Annotated in this window: 19 protein-coding genes; 9 read left to right on the top strand and 10 right to left on the bottom strand. The window is 62.7% G+C overall.

Annotated elements, in window-relative coordinates; translation table 11 throughout:
- On the bottom strand, positions 1–615 hold a 615-nt coding region (locus C5L10_RS17920; RefSeq protein ID WP_105430771.1), incomplete at its 3' end, for a cyclase family protein.
- A gap of 457 nt (positions 616–1,072) precedes the next feature.
- Here C5L10_RS17920 and C5L10_RS17915 point away from each other — a divergent pair.
- Positions 1,073–1,588: a MarR family winged helix-turn-helix transcriptional regulator gene (locus C5L10_RS17915; protein ID WP_105430770.1), complete on the top strand. Its 516-nt coding sequence runs from the start codon at positions 1,073–1,075 to the stop codon at positions 1,586–1,588.
- Between the two features lie 15 nt (positions 1,589–1,603).
- Here C5L10_RS17915 and C5L10_RS17910 read toward each other — a convergent pair whose 3' ends face one another.
- Both C5L10_RS17910 and C5L10_RS17905 read right to left on the bottom strand, forming a co-directional pair.
- Entirely contained in the window at positions 1,604–2,278 is a 675-nt protein-coding gene (locus C5L10_RS17910) for an amino acid ABC transporter permease (RefSeq protein WP_105430769.1), read from the bottom strand.
- A gap of 76 nt (positions 2,279–2,354) precedes the next feature.
- Positions 2,355–3,152 (bottom strand): ABC transporter substrate-binding protein, encoded by a 798-nt coding sequence (locus tag C5L10_RS17905; RefSeq protein WP_105423175.1) that lies wholly within the window; start codon positions 3,150–3,152, stop codon positions 2,355–2,357.
- 373 nt (positions 3,153–3,525) lie between these two features.
- Between C5L10_RS17905 and C5L10_RS17900 the strand changes: the two genes are divergently transcribed.
- Positions 3,526–4,230 carry a hypothetical protein gene (locus C5L10_RS17900; protein ID WP_105430768.1) on the top strand — a complete coding sequence of 235 codons (705 nt, stop codon included), beginning with the start codon at positions 3,526–3,528 and terminating at the stop codon, positions 4,228–4,230.
- Between the two features lie 25 nt (positions 4,231–4,255).
- Here C5L10_RS17900 and C5L10_RS17895 read toward each other — a convergent pair whose 3' ends face one another.
- From C5L10_RS17895 to C5L10_RS17880, 4 genes are all read right to left on the bottom strand, one after another.
- A complete protein-coding gene (locus C5L10_RS17895; protein ID WP_105430767.1) occupies positions 4,256–6,133 on the bottom strand; it encodes an ABC transporter ATP-binding protein in 1,878 nt (625 codons plus the stop codon).
- A 1-nt stretch (position 6,134) separates the two neighbouring features.
- Entirely contained in the window at positions 6,135–7,010 is an 876-nt protein-coding gene (locus C5L10_RS17890; protein ID WP_105430766.1) for an ABC transporter permease, read from the bottom strand.
- 1 nt (position 7,011) lies between these two features.
- Positions 7,012–8,028, bottom strand: a complete 1,017-nt coding sequence (locus tag C5L10_RS17885; protein WP_046605374.1) for an ABC transporter permease — start codon at positions 8,026–8,028, stop codon at positions 7,012–7,014.
- Between the two features lie 76 nt (positions 8,029–8,104).
- On the bottom strand, positions 8,105–9,640 hold the full coding sequence (locus C5L10_RS17880) for an ABC transporter substrate-binding protein (protein ID WP_105425742.1): 1,536 nt from the start codon (positions 9,638–9,640) through the stop codon (positions 8,105–8,107).
- Between the two features lie 403 nt (positions 9,641–10,043).
- Between C5L10_RS17880 and C5L10_RS17875 the strand changes: the two genes are divergently transcribed.
- The 6 genes from C5L10_RS17875 (at position 10,044) to C5L10_RS17850 (ending at position 15,799) form a co-directional block, all read left to right on the top strand.
- Complete coding sequence (locus C5L10_RS17875) at positions 10,044–10,472, top strand: hypothetical protein (protein ID WP_105430765.1); 429 nt, start codon at positions 10,044–10,046, stop codon at positions 10,470–10,472.
- Positions 10,473–10,482: 10 nt separating this feature from the next.
- Positions 10,483–12,096, top strand: coding sequence for an AMP-binding protein (locus tag C5L10_RS17870; protein WP_105430764.1), 1,614 nt, complete (start codon positions 10,483–10,485; stop codon positions 12,094–12,096).
- 70 nt (positions 12,097–12,166) lie between these two features.
- Positions 12,167–12,592, top strand: a complete 426-nt coding sequence (locus C5L10_RS17865; RefSeq protein ID WP_105430763.1) for an organic hydroperoxide resistance protein — start codon at positions 12,167–12,169, stop codon at positions 12,590–12,592.
- Entirely contained in the window at positions 12,592–13,767 is a 1,176-nt protein-coding gene (locus C5L10_RS17860; protein ID WP_105430762.1) for a thiolase family protein, read from the top strand. Before C5L10_RS17865 ends, C5L10_RS17860 begins: the two co-directional genes overlap by 1 nt.
- Positions 13,764–15,011, top strand: a complete 1,248-nt coding sequence (locus C5L10_RS17855; RefSeq protein ID WP_245448031.1) for an SDR family NAD(P)-dependent oxidoreductase — start codon at positions 13,764–13,766, stop codon at positions 15,009–15,011. The genes C5L10_RS17860 and C5L10_RS17855 overlap by 4 nt, the downstream gene beginning before the upstream one ends.
- Positions 15,008–15,799, top strand: a complete 792-nt coding sequence (locus C5L10_RS17850) for a cyclase family protein (protein ID WP_105430760.1) — start codon at positions 15,008–15,010, stop codon at positions 15,797–15,799. The genes C5L10_RS17855 and C5L10_RS17850 overlap by 4 nt, the downstream gene beginning before the upstream one ends.
- Here the strand turns inward: C5L10_RS17850 and C5L10_RS17845 are convergent.
- The gene (locus C5L10_RS17845; RefSeq protein WP_051903914.1) at positions 15,778–16,320 is read right to left on the bottom strand and encodes a winged helix DNA-binding protein; all 543 of its coding nucleotides are present in this window, start codon (positions 16,318–16,320) and stop codon (positions 15,778–15,780) included. The genes C5L10_RS17850 and C5L10_RS17845 overlap by 22 nt on opposite strands.
- Positions 16,321–16,418: 98 nt before the next feature.
- On the opposite strand from C5L10_RS17845, the gene C5L10_RS17840 reads away from it, so the two are divergent.
- Entirely contained in the window at positions 16,419–17,225 is an 807-nt protein-coding gene (locus C5L10_RS17840) for an aspartate/glutamate racemase family protein (protein ID WP_105430759.1), read from the top strand.
- Positions 17,226–17,231: 6 nt separating this feature from the next.
- On the opposite strand, the gene C5L10_RS17835 is transcribed toward C5L10_RS17840, so the two are convergent.
- Together C5L10_RS17835 and C5L10_RS17830 are read right to left on the bottom strand one after the other, a co-directional pair.
- Positions 17,232–18,158: an NADP-dependent oxidoreductase gene (locus C5L10_RS17835; RefSeq protein WP_105430758.1), complete on the bottom strand. Its 927-nt coding sequence runs from the start codon at positions 18,156–18,158 to the stop codon at positions 17,232–17,234.
- A gap of 28 nt (positions 18,159–18,186) precedes the next feature.
- A complete protein-coding gene (locus tag C5L10_RS17830; RefSeq protein WP_105430757.1) occupies positions 18,187–18,942 on the bottom strand; it encodes an HpcH/HpaI aldolase/citrate lyase family protein in 756 nt (251 codons plus the stop codon).
- Positions 18,943–18,980: the final 38 nt, after the last annotated feature.

The raw sequence follows: 18,980 nt of genomic DNA, 5'->3' as shown, positions 1-18,980 counted from the left end.
GTTCATGCCGCCGGCCGAACCGGCGTCGGTGCCGATGGTTTCCTGGCCCCAGCCGATAATGTCCTTCGAAATCAGGTATTGGATCGCTTCGGCGGTCGGGCCGGGAGAGTGCGGGCCGTTCTCGTCGGCATTCAGGAAGGTGTCGGTCGAGCCGTTGCGCTTGTACCAGTCGGAGCGCATCAGCACCCAGCTGCCGGCTTCGATCGCGCCGTGCTCGGCTTCCCATTCCTTGATGCTCTCGACGGTGAGCAGATAATCCGGGTTTTCGGCGGCTTCCCTGGAACGGTCGATGACATTGACCGGCGCCACGAAATTCTGCGGCGGGATGGTGTCGGTCGTGTTGTTCGGTTTGTCCTTACCGGTGATCCAATGACAGGGCGCATCGAAATGGGTGCCGGTGTGCTCGCCGAGCTCCAGCCAGTTCCAGGCCCAGAACGGACCGTCCTCGTTGTATTCGGAGATCGTATGGACGGCGACCTTAGGCGTGTTCTTGCCGAACTGCGGCGGCAGGTAAAGAACGGGGGTGTCCGGCCCGAGCGGCGCCGTCAGGTCCACGACCTTGACCGAGCCGGAGAGAAGAGCGGAAGCGAGACTGGTGAGCGTGCTGGAAGACATGGTGCCGGGGTCCCCTTGAATGACCGGTTTCGTTAAGCCGGGCAGCAGCCGGTTTCCTCTCCGGATGCCGCTAACCGATGAAGGAGCCTATTGCAGAAAATATGAGGATGCAAGCAATCGGGTGGGGCTGCGTCGAGCAAATTTCCGTGGCGCATTCTCGAACAAAACCGCAAGTTTCCATAGGAAGCAGCTTGTTTCTGACTTCATAGAGGGCAAGTTCGAGCGGCAATTCGCCTGCCGGCAAATTGCCCATCCATGCTCCTCTCGTGAGAAAGTATATGCATATGGATGAATAATAGGACCGAGTGAGGGCGCCTTTTGACCCGGCGGTGATCGAGCGGCGGCGATAAAGGGCTTGCGAGCGGCATCCGTCAGCGGGGCAATGGCAGCCTGCGAACCTTTGACATTTCAAATATCTGCTTCTAGACGGTGGTCAGTGACAGAGGCAACATTCGGAATGGCAGAAGCGGATGCGATCGACGTCGATCTGGAGATCATCGTCCATGGCGCCCATGGGCGGTCGAAGCCCGAGCTACGCCTGTGGCTGCGGATGCTGTCTACCACCAAGCTGATCAGCCAGGAAATCCGCCGCCGGCTGCGTGCCGAATTCGGCGCGACCCTGCCGCAGTTCGACCTGATGGCGCAGCTTTATCGCGAGAAGGACGGGCTTCGTCTCGGCGAACTTTCCAAGCGCACCATGGTCACCAACGGCAATGTCACAGGGCTCGTCGAGAGGCTCGAAGCGGACGGCTACGTCCAGCGGGTGACGCCGCAGGGCGATCGCCGCGTGACGGTCGCAAAACTCACCGAGGCGGGTGCGACACTGTTTGCGGCGATGGCCGCGGCGCACGAAGGCTGGCTGCAGGACATGATGGCGGATATCGGCCCGGATGCGGTTGCTGCGCTCTGGGCGGAGATCGGCACGGTCAAGACCTCCGCCAACAACCACCTTTCCGGCGCCGCCTTCGAATAGGCTATGCCGCCGGCGTCAGCGCTTCTTTTCCTTGTTGAACCTCTGTTCGAGCAGATTGACCAGCCGCACCATCGGCCAGAGGAAGGCGATGTAGATCAGCGCAGCCCCGATCAGCGGCGTCGGGTTGGCATGAAGCGCCTGCGCGTCCGTGGCTTCCTTGAGGAGCTCCGGTAGCGCAACGGTTGAGGCGAGCGAGGTATCCTTGAACATCGAGACGCAGTTGTTGGTCATCGGCGGAATGACGATGCGGATCGCCTGCGGCAGCACGACCTTGCGCAGCGTGACGAAGAAAGGCAGGCCGAGGGCCGCCGCCGCCTCGAACTGGCCGCGAGGAATGCCCTCGATGCCGGAGCGGAAGATTTCGGCCGAATAGGCGGCCATGACGATCGAGAAGGCAAGGCCCGCGGATGTCCAGGAGGACAGGCGGATGCCGACGAACGGCAGCGCGTAGTAGATCAGGATCAGCACCACCAGCATCGGCGCCGCGCGGAAGATGTCGATGTAGAAAACCGCCAGATACCGCACCGGCTTCGGTCCGTAGAGGCGCAGGAGCGCGATCACCAGGCCGATCGGAATGCCGATGCCGATGCCCGCCACGCCGAGCAGGAAGGTGTTGATCAGTCCGCGCAGCAGCGCCGGAAACGCGTCGCCGAGAACCCCGAGGTTGAAGAATGTATCGAGGAGGGTCATTTCCTGGTGCCTCTAAGCTCATGAAAAAGCCGGCCGTCGCCGGCCGGCATGATTGGGTGCAATATCGGTAGCCGGCTCAGGGCTTCGGCAGCGGCTGTTCGACGGCGGAGGCGGAACCGGCGGCCGGATCTGAGCCGAACCACTTCTTGTGGATCGCGGCCAGCGTGCCGTCCTTCTTCATGGCGGTGATCGCGTCGTTCGCCTTGGCGAGCAACGGATGGTCCTTGGTCATCATCAGGCCGTACTGTTCGCCGGTCTTGATGCGCACCTTCACGGCAAGATCCTTCATCTTGAGGAAGGCATATTCCATGCCCGGGACGTCGCTGACGGCCACGTCGGCACGGCCGGAGGAGAGATCCATCAGCAGATCCTGCTGGGCATTGTAGCTCTTGATGTCGGTGATACCGTATTTTTCCTTGTTGTCCTTGGCCCACTTGTCGCCCGTGGAGCCGGCCAGGACGCCGACGACCTTGCCCTTCAGGTCTTCGACCTTGGACACGGTCGCTTCCTTGCGGGTGGCGATGCCCATGTCGGCGTCATAATAGGCCTGCGTGAAGGACTGGCTGCCGAGACGCTCCTTGGTGATGGTGATCGAGGAGATCGCCACATCGATGCGCTTGGAGGAGGTGGCGGCGAACAGAGCCTGGAAGCCGAGGTCTGAAATCTCAACCGTCATGCCGAGGCGCTTGGCGACTTCGTTGACGATGTCGACCTCGAAACCCTCGAAAGTACCCGTCGCCGTCTTGTATTCGAAGGGCGGATTGCTCGGATAGGAGCCAACGGCAAGCGCTGCGGCGGAGGCCAGACCGGCGCTTGCGACGGACAGGGCGGCAGCACCCGCGAGGCCTAAAACGGCGCGGCGGAAAAGGCTCATGGTCATGATTGCGTTCCCTCTGTTTTGGTGACCGGCGGGCGTTTTTTCTGCCGGATCGGATGCGAAATTGTTCTTGATGGCCGGCAGGTGGAGCTACGTGACGCAAGCCCTCTCCCAAGAGCTATCCGGCGGCGTCCCTATCCTCTTCAACGCGCGTGGAAGCGGATCGTGATCGAAAATCCAGCAAGATTCAAGCGGAAAGATTGAAGCTTAAATCATGTCGGGGTGGTTCGTTTTGGTCAGGTAAACCTGCTTGAAAAATAGTTTAGGTCTAAACTTGTTTTTCGCCGCCAGCGGTTCGATAGTGGACCACCAACGGGGAACAGAGGCCGCCCGCAATCGTTGCGGTCCCATAGAAGCAGGAAGCCGAGCCATGCGTTTTGCCTATTTCGCCTTTTTCGAGAATGTCGATGGAAGTCAGCTCGCCGTGAGCAAGGCAGACGTCGAGACCGTCGCTGAAATCATCAAGCTGACGCCGGGGCTGACCACCGCCAATCTCTACACGCCTGAAGTTACCAAGGACATGTACAACAAAGACGAGCAGTCGCCGATCTTCGGCATGCAGCTCTACTTCAACGAGTTGACCGAGCTCGAGGATGCGATGGCGCCGGCCGGCCACCTGCATCAGCTTGCGGCATCCGGCGTGCTGTCGAGCATTCGCGGCGCCAGGGGCACGCAACAGGCCATGTATGCGCGGCATTTTCCGGTCGACGACGCCAAGCTCGATATAGAAAAGAACGGCAATCCCTGCTCCTACGTGGTGCACTATACCGGTCCGGCCGAGGACCTGAACGTCTGGATGCACCATTACGTCAGCCATCACCCGCAGGTGATGCGCACCTTCCCGGGCATCCGCAAGATCGAGGTCCTGTCGCGGGTCGACTGGTGCGGGTTCCTTCCCTGGGAGCGGGTCAACCACATGCAGCGCAACCGGGTGATGTTCGACAGCCCGGCCGCATTGCAGGCGGCGCTGCAGTCGCCGGCGCGCATCGCCATGCGCGAGGACTTCAAGACCTTCCCGCCCTTCGAAGGCGGCAATTCCCACTTCCCGATGGAGACTCAGATCGTCGTCCCGTAAAAAGGCTCGCCGGCTGAAGGCGAAGTCATTCGACCTGATAGCCGGCTTCCGCCAGCACCGGCGACCATTCGGCATTGACGTCGTCCGGGGGCACGGCGGCGAGCAGGCTGCGGGTATAGGCGTGTTTCGGGTCGGCAAATACCGTTTCCGTTCGGCCGCTTTCCACCACTTCACCGCGATACATGACCATCACCCGATCGCAGAGATAACGCACGACGGAAAGGTCGTGGCTGATGAACAGCATGGAGAAGCCATGCTCGTCGCGAAGCTTCAGCAGAAGGTCGAGAAGCTGGGCCTGAACCGAGACGTCGAGGCCGGAAACGATCTCGTCGGCGACGAGGATTTTCGGCAGAGTGCAGAGCGCGCGGGCAATGTTGACGCGCTGTTTCTGACCGCCAGAAAGCTGCGAGGGGAAGCGCATCGCCGCATCCGGCGGCAGGCCGATTTCTTTCAGCAGTTCGGCGGCGCGGTCCATGCGCTCGCGGGTGCTGTTGTGCAATCCGCTCGCCTCGTTCGCCTGGGTGACGATGCTGCCGATCCGCCGGCGCGGGTTGAGCGCCGATTGCGGGTCCTGGAAGACCATCTGGATGTATTCGCGGCGATAGGCCCGGTCGGCATTGCCGTTGGCGGTAATGTCGCGGCCGGCCAGCGTGATCCTGCCGTCTGTCGGCGTGTCGAGGCCGACGACGAGGCGTGCGAGCGAGCTCTTGCCGCTGCCGCTTTCGCCGACGATGCCGACGAACTCACCCTCGCCGAGCGCAAAATCGACGCTGTTGACGGCCTTGAAGCTGCTGCGCTTGGCGAACGGACTCCAGGCGGTGGTGTAGGCCTTGGTGAGCTTCTCGCCGTTGAGATGGATCTTGGCCGAGGCGATCTCGCGGCCGGGCGCCAGCGGCGGCGGCACGATGTCCGGCGTCTTTTCGGTGCGGATGCAGGCGGCGATATGGTTCGGGCCGATATCGGCCAGTGGCGGTTCCGCCTGGGTGCATGCCTCGATCGCGTTCGGACAGCGCGAGGCGAAACGGCAGCCCTTCAACTCCTTCAGCACCCGCAGGCCCGGCATGCGCTCGGGCAGGATGAAGAGGCCGCGGCGCGGGCCGGTGATGGTCGGATTGGCGAGCTGCAGGCAACGCGTATAGGGATGCGCCGGGGACGAGAAAAGCTGCTTTGCCGGGCCGCGCTCGGCGGGCCGGCCGGCATAAAGTACCATGATCTCGTCGCTGATCTGCGAGGCGAGGCGCAGGTCGTGGGTGATGAAGATCACCGCCGTGCCGTCGCGCTTCTGCATTTCGGCGATCAGCTTGACGATGCGGGCCTGGATCGTCACGTCGAGCGCCGTGGTCGGTTCGTCGGCGATCAAGAGACGCGGGTGGCTGGCAAAGGCCATGGCGATCAGGATGCGCTGGCACATGCCGCCGGAAAGCTGGTGCGGATATTTTTCGAGCAGCGCCGCGCCATGCGGCAGATGTACGGATTCGAACTCCTTCAGCGCCCGCTCGCGCCAGTTTTCACCGGGGGCAAGGCCGATCCGCAGAAGATGTTCCTTGATCTGCTGACCGACCGTCAGCACCGGGTTGAGGCCGGAAAGCGGCTCTTGCGGGATGAAGGCGATATCGCGGCCGAGCAGGCTGCGGCGGCGTTCCGGCAACATGCTCACCAGGTCCTCGCCATCGAAGGCGAGCGTGCCCTTGGTGACCGCAAACCCCTTTGGCAGATATTGCGAGATGGTGCGGCCGATCATCGACTTGCCGGCACCGGATTCGCCGACCAGGCCCAGGATCTTGCCAGGCTCCAGCGAGAAGTTGAGGTCGGTCAGGACCGGGAAACTTTCCTTGGCTCCTACCGATTCGACGCAGAGATTTCGCGCGGAAAGAATGGGATTTTTGGGCGAGGGAATGGCCATGTCAGGTGCGCTCCGTCTGGGTCAGGCGCGTGTCGAGGGTGCGGCGCAGGCCGTCGCCCAGGATATTGAAGCCGAAGACCGCGAAGAAGATCGCGAAGATCGGCGCGATCAGGTTGAACGGCGCCTCGTAGATGTTCTGGCGCGCATCGGCGATCATCTGCCCCCAGGCCGGCGTTTCCGAGCCAACGCTCATGCCGACGAAGGAGAGGATCGCCTCGACGATGATGGCGACGCCCATTTCGAGGCTCATCAGTGTGATCAGCAGCGGCAGGGTGCCAGGCAGGATTTCGCGGGTGATGGTGCGCCAGTGCGAGAAGCCGATGAGCTGCGCGGCGGAGACGTAGTCTCGCCGGCGCAGGACGATGACTTCGCTTCGCAGCACCCGACAGAAGCGGGTCCAGTCGACCAGGATGATGGCGAGCACGACGTTGCGCAGCCCGGTGCCGAGGCCGACCATCAGGATCAGCGACAGAATGACCGGCGGAAAGGAGAGCCAGATTTCGACGATGCGGCCGATCACCCAATCGACCCAGCCGCCGAAATAACCGGCGACATGGGCGAAGAAGGCGCCGATGATCATCGCGCCGATCGAGGCTGTAAACGCCACGGTGAGCGCCACGCGGGCGCCAAAAATCAGGCGGGACAAGACGCAGCGGCCGAGGCTGTCGGTGCCAAGCGGAAACATCGCATCGCCGCCATCGGCCCAGACCGGGGGGGTCAGGATCGACAGCAGGTTCTGTTCGTTCGGATCGTTGGGCGCCAGATAGGGCGCAAAGATGGCGCAGACGGCCAGAATGAAGATGATGACGAGGCCCGTCTGGACGCGGCCGGATTTCAGCCAGAGCGGAAGCGGTCGCCCCTTCGCATATCGCAGCATGTCAACGCACCCTCAGTTTCGGGTTGAGGATCAGGTAGAGGCTGTCGACCACGATGCTGATCACCAGAACGGCGACGCAATAGGTGAGCCCTGCACCCTGGATGATCGGCAGGTCGGCGTTGCGGATCGCATCGACCATCAGGTTGCCCATGCCCGGATAGGAATAGATGATTTCGACCAGCAGGGTGCCGCCGAACAGGAAACCGAACTGCACGCCCATAAGGCTCAGCGTCGGCAGGATGGCGTTCTTCAGGCCGTGGCGGATCAGGATCCGTTTTTCGGAAAGCCCGCGAAGCCGGGCCTGCTGGATGTAGTCGTCCTGGTAAGCATCGAGCAGGCTCGAGCGCAGCACGCGCATGAGCGACGGAGACAGCGCGATGCCGAGTGCGAGGCACGGCAGGATCATGTGCTGGAGCGCATTGAGGAAGGTCGGGATATTGCCGGTGATCAGGCTGTCGAGCAGCAGGAAACCGGTGACGAGCGGGCGCTCGAAACCGGGGCTGAGACGGCCTGTGAAGGGCAGGACCTCGAAAAAGACGCCGAATATCAGCAGCAGGAACAGGCTCCAGAGAAATTCCGGAAGCGAGAGCAGCAGGATGGAAACGAAATCCATCACCGCTTCGGCGCGGGTGCCGCGCACGTAGAACAGGAAGAGGCCGCCGGCGAGGCCGAAGACGGTTGCGACCATCATGGCGATAACGGCAAGCTCGATAGTGGCGGGCAATGTCGAACCGATCAGGCTCGTCACGTCCTGGCGGAAATGGATGGAGCGGCCGATATCGCCGTGGAAGAGCTTGTTCAGCCAGATGCCATATTGCTGATAGAGCGGCAGGTTGAGCCCCATCTCCGTGCGCATGGCCTCGACTTCCTGCACCGTCGCATTGGGCGGCAGGGACATGGCGGCCGGATCGACCGGCAGGATGCGCAGGATGCAGAAGAGAAGCGCGGAAACAAGCAGCAGGATCGGTATCGCGGTGAGGACACGCTTTACCAAGAGCTTGGCAATGGTCGCAAACATGCGCATGCCCCGTATGACGACGTGAAGGAATGGGTCCGGGCGTACCCGGACCCGAGGGTGGCGGGTTCAGCCGGTATCAGGACCAGGACATGGTACTGCCCAGGACCCAGGCATTGCCGTACTTGACGTAGTTCAGGCTCTTCTTGCGCACCAGCGTCTGGACGCTCTGCAGGATCGGGATGTTGGCGCCGGTCTCGACAGCTTCCTGCGCGACGGCCTTATAGCCGGCAATGCGCTTCTCGTAGACCGGTTCGACAAAGAGCTTCAGGATCTTGTCGCCGATTTCCGGACCCTTCCAGGCGCCGAACGGCATTTTCGGGTTCATCAGATAACCGGAGAAGATCTCCGGGTCGCCGGTGGCGTTGTCGAAGCTGTAGAGGGTCGCTTCCGGCAACTGGCCGCCGCGGTTCAGTTCGAAATATTTGGAATATTCGATCTGCTGCAGTTCGACCTTCAGGCCGACCTTCTGCCACATCTGCACCAGCGCACGGGCGATATCGAAATCGCTCGGGAACTGGCCGTTGGTGGCGGCAAGCGTGAAGGTCGCCGGCTTGTCGGCGGTGTAACCGGCATCGGCCAGAAGCTTCTTCGACAGCTCCGGGTCGTAGGCGAACTTGTAGTCCGGCAGGTAGCCCGGCGTGCCGGGCGTGGCCGGTACGGAGAGCGGCACGGCCGCACCGCCGTAAAAGGCCTTGGAGAGCGCTGCCTTGTCGATCGCGTGATGGGCTGCAAGACGGACGGCCATGTCCGTAAATCCCTTGTCATTGCGCATCTGCAAAAGGATCAGGCGCGTGAAAGGGTTGATTTCGGCGGTCAGGCCTTCGGTCTTGCCGAGGCGCTCGGCTTCTCGGACCGGAATGTTGACTGTCAGGTCCACCTGGCCGGACTGGATGGCCGCGGTCCGTGCCGACGGATCCTTGATGATGTCGATGGTGACGCGCTTGATCTTCGGCTTGGTGCCGAAATAGGCGTCGTTGCGCTCCAGCACGATACGGGAATTCATCTGGTAATCGACGAGCTTGTAAGGGCCGGTGCCGACCGGCTTCTTGGCGAATTCTTCCGGACCGACGGATTCGATATACTTCTTCGGCACCAGATAGCTGCCCAGAAAAGCCAGCCACTGCGGCGCGGTCGGGGTCGGGGCGGAGAACTTCATGACGCCGGATGTCGGCGACAGGATTTCGATGTCGGTGAGCGTGCGCCAGGAATTGGCGATGTCGAGCTTCAGGCCCGACTTGATACGGTCGACGAAGGTATATTTGAAGTCCTCCATCGTCATCGGATCGCCGTTGTGGAACTTCACGTCGCTGCGGATCTCGAACGGCATAGAAAGGCCGTCCGGTTTCAGCTCCCACTTGGTGATGAGGTTGCCGATGAGCTTCAGGTCAGGCGACTGATCGAGCGGCTGGTCGAAGACCATCTTGAAGAGCGGCTGCGCATCCGGGACGAAGCGCAGGTTCGGGTCCCAGGACGGCACGTCGGACGGCCAGCCAATGGTGACGCTGTCGGTGCCCTGTGCGAAGGCGAAGCTGGCCTGCGAGAGCACGGAGCCGCTGACCGCGGCAAGGCCGAGCATCTGAAGGAGATTTCTGCGGTCGATTTCAAAAGTCATGACGATCCCTCTGGTTTGCCCGTCGATCGCGACCGACGGACCTGCGGCGGTTGGTGAAACGCAAGCCTGCAATCCTGCCAGGGGCTTCGGTTTTTCTTCTGACCCGCTTTTCGCGGTTGTCCCCTTAACAATTGAGGGGATCGTAGAACGAGGTATAAATTACTTCAAGCCTAAAATTTCGGATCGTCGGAAATTGAGAATCCCGTCGACTTCTGCGTGTAGAAGACCGGAAATGCCGGGTTTTCCTCCGCCTGCAGGTTGAGAACGTGACGAGTGGCGATCGCCAAAGCGGCCGCCGAAGACCGAGGACACAAAAATCCATTGACGTTCTTTCCAATTATTTTATGCTTAAAATGTCTTTTAGAAAAAATGACGCCTCGATGCGACTGAAAGAGGGACGCTCATGATCGATCCGCATTGTCATTCCAGCAGCATCATGGTGGAGCGCCCGGCGGCGGTCGCGTTCGAACTGATGTCGGACGGGCTGAAACAGGGCCAGTGGGCGTGGGGCAGCCTCAACCGCGCCCAGGTCGAACCCGGCCTCTTCGTCGGCACCTCGACCTTCACGGGGAAACAGACATTCGTGCGGCTCCATGTCGACCGCGGCCGCTTCCAGGTGGATTACGAAGTCGGCGCGGCCAAGGACGCCATGCAGTTCCGCAATATGTCTCGCGTCATCCCCGGCGAACTGCTGCGCATGGGGCCGGACAGGTGCGTGGTGACGCTGCTGACCTGGCGGCTGGAGACGCAGACGGATGCGGAATGGATCCAGTTCGGCACGATCCACGAGGCCGAGATGTTCCTGATCAAGGGTATCCTGGAACGGGCATAAGGACAGAGCCATGCATTCTCCCTATCTCCTACTCGAGAACCAGGCGCTAAAAAACCCGGATGCGCCGATGCTGATCGCGCCGGCCAGTGCCAAGCTTCCTTATGCGCCCGAGGGCTTTCGCTACAGCTACGGGGACGTTTTCGCCCGTGTCGGCCTTCTGAAGCAGAAGTTTGCGGCGGCAGGATATGGGATCGGGGTTCGCGTCGCCCTTCTCCTCGAAAATCGTCCGGAATTCTTCGACTACTGGCTGGCGCTGAACGCGATCGGCGCCTCGATCGTGCCGATCAATCCCGACCTGCGCCGCGAAGAGCTGCTCTTCCAGCTCGACATGGCCGAGGCTCCGCTGATGGTCGTCATCCGCGAGCGGCTGGATGATCTGCGGGATATCTCGCCCGGCAAGGTGACAGTGATCGCTGCCGGCGGCGACATTCCGGCTTCGCCGGAAACACGGGAGGCACGACCCGGCGGCCCGAATACCGAATGCGCGCTGCTGTTCACCTCCGGCAGCACCGGCAAGCCGAAGGGTTGCATCCTTTCGAACATCTATTTTATCGGCATCGCCGAATGGTACACGACGCAGGGCGGTATCGCCGAAATGGGCGAGGGAACCGAAGTGGCGCTGACGCCGCTGCCGATGTTCCACATGAACGCGCTCGGCTGCACGGCGGTCGGCATGATCATGAAGGGCGGCGCGATCGTGCCCCTCGATCGGTTCCATTCGAGCAGCTGGTGGGCGTCGATCGCCGATTCAGGCGCGACGATCATCCATTGCCTCGGCGTCATCCCGGCGATCCTGCTGCAGCTCCCGGCCGTCGAAGCGGAGCGGGCACACAAGGTGAAGTTTGCTTTGGGACCAGGCGTCGATGCCCGTCACAAGATCGAGTTCGAGAAGCGCTACAGCATCCCGATCGTCGAGGCGTGGGCGATGACCGAAACCGGCGGCCGGGCGGTAACCACCACCGCGGCGGACGATTATACTCCGGGCCTGCGCTGCATCGGGCGGCCGCGTGCCGGTATGGATTTTCGGATCGTCGACGATGCGGGCAATGATGCGCAGCTCGGCAAGCCCGGCGAATTGCTGGTGCGCGCCCAAGGCACGAACCCGCGCGACGGTTTCTTCAGCGGCTACCTGAAGGACGAAAAGGCGACCGAAGAGGCCTGGGAGGGCGGCTGGTTCCATACCGGCGACGTCGTCTATGCCGACGAGAAGGGACTTCTCTATTTCTTCGACCGCAAGAAGAGCATCGTGCGGCGCAGCGGCGAGAATATCGCCGTGCTGGAAGTGGAAGCGGCCCTTGCCAAGGATCCGGCGGTCAAGGCATCCGCGGTGACGCCGGTGCCGGACGACCTGCGCGGCGAGGAGGTTTTTGCCTTCATCGTTGAAAGCGAGACCGCCGGAGCGGGCGAGCCGGCCGAAAAGGCGAAGCGGATCATCGAGGCTGCCGGCGCTCATATCGCCTATCACAAACTTCCCGGCTACGTGGTCTTCATCGACAGGCTGCCGGTGAGCTCGACCCAGAAGCTGCAGCGCGGCGAGATCAAGACGATGGCGGCAAAGGCGGTCGAGGACGGTTCGGCGATCGACCTCAGGAAGCTGAAGGCATCGATCCGCAAGGCGGGATGAATTTCCCCACGGGTTTCATCTTTGGTGTTATATAATAAATCACAGCTTAAATCCTGCTATGGAGGCATGCATGACCCCGGAAAAGATTCTCTATGAGACCTCGGTTACCGCGCATGGCGGCCGGGAAGGAAGGGCGCGGAGCACCGACGGCAGTTTCGCGGTCAATCTGTCGGTGCCGAAAGGACTCGGCGGCCCGGGGGGCGAGGGGACCAATCCGGAGCAGCTTTTCGCCGCCGGTTACGCGGCATGCTTTCTCGGTGCGGTGAAACTCGTGGCCCGAACCAGCAAGATCGCGCTGCCGGACGACGTCTCGATCACCGCCAAGGTCGGCATCGGCCCGGTACCGGTCGGTTACGCGCTGGCGGTCGAGCTGGTGGCGTCCTTGCCCGGCATCCAGCGCGCAGTCGCGGAAGAGATCGTCGCCGGTGCGCACGAACGCTGCCCCTATTCCAATGCGACGCGCGGCAATGTCGACGTCAAACTGACGGTGGCCTGATGGTCTTGTCCCGCGCGCGGCAATCCTACGACGGCGTGGTTCTGGCGGTACCGGTGACGGTGCCCTACCAGCGCTATTCCATTGAGACCGCGCATTGGTGGATGGGCAAGGCGCTCAGGGCATTGGCGGAAGGCGCCGGCATCAGCCACCGGGATTTCGATGGTTTTTCGGTCGCAAGCTTCACCATGGGGCCGGATGCGGCGATCGCGCTCACCCAGCATTTCGGGCTGTCGCCGCGCCACATCGACCACGTGCCGATGGGTGGCGCTGCGGGCATCGTCTCGCTGCGCCGGGCGGCGCGGGCGGTGCAGGCGGGCGACGCGGATATCGTCGCCTGCGTGGCGGCCGATACCAATCAGGTCGATACGTTCCGCAAGACGCTCGCCAACTTCTCCCGCTTTGCGCAGGATGCTGCCTATCCCTATGGCGCGGGTGGCCCCAATGCGAGTTTCGCGCTGATCGCACGCCACTACATGGATCGCTACGGTGCAACTCGGGAAGAATTCGGCAAGCTTTGCGTCGCCCAGCGCGACAACGCGCTCAAAAACCCGGATGCGCTGATGAAAAAGCCGCTGACGCTCGAGCAATATATGTCGGCCCGGCCGATCGCCGAGCCGTTCCATCTGTTCGACTGCGTCATGCCCTGCGCCGGTGCGGAAGCCTTTCTGGTGATGCGCGAGGAGACGGCGGTCTCGCTCGGCCTGCCGTTCGTCCGGCTGCTGTCGGCCATCGAGCGGCACAACGCATTTGCCGAGGATCCTGTGCAGGTGCGCGGCGGCTGGGTGGTCGATCGCGACGAGCTTTACGGCATGGCCGGTTCGAAGCCGGACGACATGGATTTTGTCCAGACCTATGACGATTACGCGGTGATCTCGATGATGCAGTTCGAGGACCTGGGTTTCTGCGCCAAAGGTGAGGGGCCGGATTTCGTGCGGCAGAATACATTCACGATCGACGGGTCGTTTCCGCACAATACGTCCGGCGGCCAGCTTTCGGTCGGCCAGGCGGGGGCCGCGGGCGGGCATCTTGGGATTACCGAAGCGATGCGCCAGCTTTTGGGGACAGCGGAAGGCAGGCAGGTCGAGGATGCGAAGCTCGGGCTGGTTTCAGGTTTCGGCATGATCAACTACGACCGCGGGCTCGCCTCTGCAGCCGCCATTCTGGCGAGGGCATGATGACCGGACCCTTCCTCAAGCCGAAGCGAAAGAACCCGCTCGCTCGCACCACTCAGCCGCTGCTGCCTCCCTCGACCCGCAGCCGCAAGGCGCATGGGCTGACGCTCGCCGCATCGGTCGGGCGGTTCATGCTGCAATGCTGCGGCGAATGCGGGCGCTACACCTATCCGGCGCGTGAAGCCTGCCCGAACTGCCTTTCGTCCGACCTGACATTCAAGGACGCGCCGGCCGGCGGATCGCTGCTGTCGGAAACGCGGATCGAGGTCACCAGCGATCACTATTTTCGCGAGCACATGCCCTGGCGCACCGGACTGGTTCAGCTCGATTGCGGGCCGATTGTCGTCGTGCATCTGCATGGCGATTGCGGCGGACCCGGTAGTCGGCTCAAGCTTTCCTTGCAGCTGGACCAGGCCGGACAGGCCGCGTTCTTTGCCAAGCCCCTTTCGGAGACGCCGCACATGGAAGACGATCCTCAATGGCGCGAGATGAGCGCCGATCCAAAGCACCGTCGGGTCTTGATCACCGATGGGCGCAGCCCGCTCGCATTGCCGCTGGCGCAGGCTCTTGGGAAAGCGGGAGCGTCCAAGATTTTTGTGGGCGTGACAGATCGCTGGAAACCTTTCGACCAGCAGGCGTCGCTGGAGGCGATCGAGGGCGTCGAATTCGTCGATCTGGATCTGACGAGCGAGCGTTCCGTGCAGGAGCTGTCAATGGATATTGGCGCCAAGGTGGAGATCCTGATCAACACCGCCGATCACGTCCGGCCGGCGCATCTCTTCGATGTGGGTGCGGCCAATATAGCGCGCGAGGCGATGGATCATACCGTGATGGGACTGATGCGCCTTGCCCAGGCTTTCGGGCCGGTGATGCGCTCGCGCGGCGCCGACGGTGCGGCTGGAGCCGTTGCCTGGGTCAATGTGCTCTCGGTCCACGGACTCAGCAACGTGCCGCAGTTCGGCGTCCATTCCGCCGCGCACGCGGCGTGCCTATCGCTGTCGCAATGGCTGCGCACCGAGCTCAGGCCGGGCGGTATCCGGGTCATCAACGCATTCGTCGGGCCGCTCGATACCGAATGGTTCCAGACGGTGCCGCCGCCGAAGGTGGCGCCAAAGGCTCTGGCCGACGCTGTTCTCGATGGATTGAAGCGTGGATTGGAAGACATTTACGTCGGTGACGTCGCCAAGGATATCGAGGCGCGGCTGTTCGACAATCCGAAAGCCGTTGAGCGGGAGGCCGGCCAATGAGCGGCGATATTCTGGGAAAATTCGCGGGGGCATTGGCGAGCGGTGCGGTGCGCGTCGTCGACCTTACCCATACCCTGTCTCCGGATTTTCCGGTCATCGTCATGCCGCCTGAGCTTGGGCAATCCGCGCCGTTCCGGATGGAGCGGATTTCGCGCTACGACGACGGCGGGCCGGCCTGGTATTGGAACAATCTCTCCTTCGGCGAACATACCGGCACGCACTTCGATGCGCCGATCCATTGGTATACGGGCCGCGATTTGCCGCTCAATTCCGTCGATACGCTGCCGCCGGCCGATATGATCGCGCCGGCCTGCGTGATCGACTGCTCGCAGCAGGCGGCCGAGGATGCGGATTTCCTGCTGACCGTCGCTGACGTGACGGCATGGGAAGAGAAACATGGCCGCATTCCGGCGCGATCCTGGGTCTTCTTGCGCACCGACTGGTCGAAGAAGTCAGGTGCTGCCTATGCCAATCTGCAGGCGGATGGCGCCCATACGCCCGGACCGGATGCGGAGGTGATGCGCTGGTTGGTGGCGGAGCGTGGCATCATCGGGTTCGGCACCGAGACGATCGGCACGGATGCCGGCCAGGCCGGGCATTTCTCGCCGCCCTATCCGGCGCACCACTACCTTCACGGCGCCGGCCGCTACGGGCTGCAATGCCTCACCAATCTCGACCAGCTGCCGCCGACCGGCGCGATGGTCGTTGCGGCGCCACTCAAGATCCAGAACGGTTCGGGCAGTCCCTTGCGCGTTCTGGCGCTCGTTCAGGAACGCTCCACCAGATGAGATCCGCTCGCCACCCGCCGGGCAGCGGTGTCGTAGAAGCTCGTCAGCAATTCCAGCATTTCGGTCGCCTCGCCGAGCCCCTGTTCCGCGTGATCCATCTTCTGGATCAGCGACACGAGAAGCTGCCGGCGCAGAGCCCGATAATCCTGGGTAAGTTTGGTGCCCTTGCGGGTCGGCGTGTAGAGCGTGTCCTTGCGCGACCGGCCCTTGACCCTTTCGATGAGCTGCAGGGTCTGGAGCTTCTTGATCGCATATTGAATGTTGGCGGTGTCGTCGCGGCCGAGCAGGCGGGAAATCTCGCCAAGCCCTTTCGGCTTGTTGCGATAACGGATCGTGTGCAGGATGGCGGTGTCCAGGCCGCTCAGGCCCGCGCCGGCAAGCTCGCTTGAACTTTCCGACTGCCACCGCAGGAAGGCAGCGGAAATTCGCCAAAGCGACCATTCGAACTCGGTCAGCGCTGCTTCCGACATCTCGACGGTCGTATCGCTCAGCGGGTTTTCAGGCGTGGTCGACACAGTCATGCGGCTCTCCGAGCGGTTTCTGTGCCCGGAGTAAAGCCTTAAATTGGGGTTTTGACGAGTGCGAATCGCACCCGGAAAATGAACGAAACGAGGGGAACATGCGCATCTTCTGGCAGAGCTTCATCGATGCCACTGCAAGCGCCGCCTATATGACGCGGCTCTCGGACTATCTTAACAGCATTGCCGAACCGGGCACGACAGTCGACGTCTTCGGCATCAGCCCGCCGGACCGGCATTTCGGGCGGCTGGCGGAGTTCCGCTGCGCGGCGATCGCCATCGACAACGGGCTGGAGGCCGCGAGCCGCGGATATGACGCGGTCGTCATCGGCCACTTTCAGGATCCCGGCCTCTATGAGCTCAAGTCGGCACTGACCATTCCGGTGATCGGCGCCGGCGAGGTTTGCATGCATTATGCGGCACGGCTCGGCCGGCGCATGGCGCTGGTCACCCTCGATGACGTATTTCAGGCCTGGCATTACGAGCAGGCCGATCTCTACGGCCTCGGCGGCCGTGTGAAGCACGTCGCCGGCATGAACTGCGAACCCTCGGATTTCAGCGCGGCCTTTGCGGGAGACGACGAAGCGCGGCGGCGGATGCTCGCCAGTTTCACCGCCTGCGCCGAACCGCTGGTGCGCGACGGCGCCGATGTCGTGGTGCCGGCAGGCGTGTTGCCGGGACTGCTGGTCGGCGGCGAATACGGTTTCAAGGTCCTGCATGCGCCGGTCGTCAACACGGCGGCGGTGGCGCTGAAGAGCGCCGAGATGGATGTGCGGCTGCAGAAGATCAGCGGCATCGAGGTGAGCCGCGGGCCGTTCTGTTCGCTCGCCAACGCGCATGCTATCGAGGATTTCCGGACTTTCGTCGCAAACGGCCGTCAGGCGCCGCTGTTTCCGAGCGGCGCTTGAAAAACGTCACATCGTCAGCATCAGGCGCCCGCGCGAGATGGCGCCTTTTTCCATCAGACGGTGGGCTTCGGCCGCTTCCGACAGCGGCATGGTGCGAGCGACCTGAGGCTTGAGCAGCCCGGCGCCGGCGAGATCCATCATCGATTGCAGCGCCGACTTGTCGTCGGTGATCATCGCCCGGGTGACCTTGACGCCGAATTCCTCGCCGCGATCCCGAATCGGGTCGGCGACCAGCCAGACCATGTGGCCGCCCTTTTTCAGCACCTTGTAGGACTTGTCGTGGACTTCGCCGCCCATCAGTTCGAAGACGATGTCCTGATCGGTGAGGAGCTCGGAAAAGTCCTCCTCGTCATAGGCCACGACGCGGTCGGCACCGAGGCCGATGACATAATCGCGGTTGGTCGAGCGGCAGGTGGCGGTGACATGGGCGCCGAGATGGTGGCAGAGCTGGACCAGCAATCCGCCGACAGCGCCGGAACCGGAATGCACGAGAACCTTGTCGCCGGATTTGACTTCGGCAGTCCGTACCGCGATCCAGGTGCTCAAGCCGGCATTGGTCAGCGCCACCGCATCGACGGTCGAGAGGTTGTCCGGAATTTTCACAGCATGCTTTTCATCGACGGCGATCATTTCCGCATACCCGCCCTGGGCGAAAACGCCGGCCATGACTGCGGCCCGGTCTCCTAGCTCGAATTCCGTGACGCCGTCGCCGACGGAAACCACCGTACCGCCGCCATCGCGGCCGGGCACGCTCGGCATCGGCAGGGTGAAATGGCTTTGCAGATGTCCGGCGCGGAGCTTCCAGTCAAAGGGCGTGACGCTGGCGGCCTCGAGCTTCAGCAAGATCTGACCCGGTCCGGCGACGGGATCGGGCAGGTCGACATAGTGCATCACATCGGCCGGGCCGTGTTCGCTGTACTGGATGGCTTTCACGTCGTCACTCCTGGAAAATCGATGCGGCTTATGCGGAGCGCGCGGCGGCGACGTCGGCCGCGATACCGGCCCCGAGAAACCTCGTATCGCTGGAGAGCAGATAGAAGCTGATGCCGGCTTCCGACCATTTTCCGACGTCGTCGGCGGAGGGGCGGAAGATGCCGACGGCCTTGCCCGCTTTGCGGGCGGCCTTGGTGATCGTCAGAATGGCCGCATCCAGCTTCTCGGCTCCATCCGGCCCTATCGCGCCGATCGAGACGGAGAGGTCACCGGGGCCGATGAAGACCACGTCGACGCCCTCGACGGCGACGATGTCCTCGGCATTGGCGAGCCCTTCGGCGGTCTCGATCTGGATCGCGAGGACGAGGCTTTCATTCGCCGATTTCAGATAGTCGGGAATGCGGTAGCCGTAGCCCGCGGCACGTCCCGGGCCGACGCCGCGTTCGCCGATCGGCGGATAGCGGGTCGCCAGAACGGCGGCCTTGGCCTGGGCGGCGGTCGAGACCCGCGGCACCAGCACGCCGGCAGCTCCGGCATCGAGCACGGCGGCTATCGATTCCGGGGCGTGGCCCGGAACACGCACCATGGCGGGCACGCGATGGACATCCGAGGCACGGACGAGGTTTTCGATCAGTTCGCGGCCGATCTGAGCATGCTCGGCGTCGATGCAGATGAAGTCGAGGCCGGCCGCAGCGGTCACCTCGATTGCGACCGGATGCGGGATCGCCGCGAATGTGCCGATGACGCGCTCATGGCCAATACATTTCCTGCGGAAGTCGCTCATCGGGATGCCTTATGAAATCTGCTGAAACGGCTTTCAAA

This window comes from Neorhizobium sp. T6_25, from assembly GCF_002968555.1.
Taxonomy (GTDB): Bacteria; Pseudomonadota; Alphaproteobacteria; order Rhizobiales; family Rhizobiaceae; genus Neorhizobium.
The sequence above is the reverse complement of the archived record's forward strand: the minus strand, read 5'-3'. Positions and strand labels throughout refer to the sequence as shown.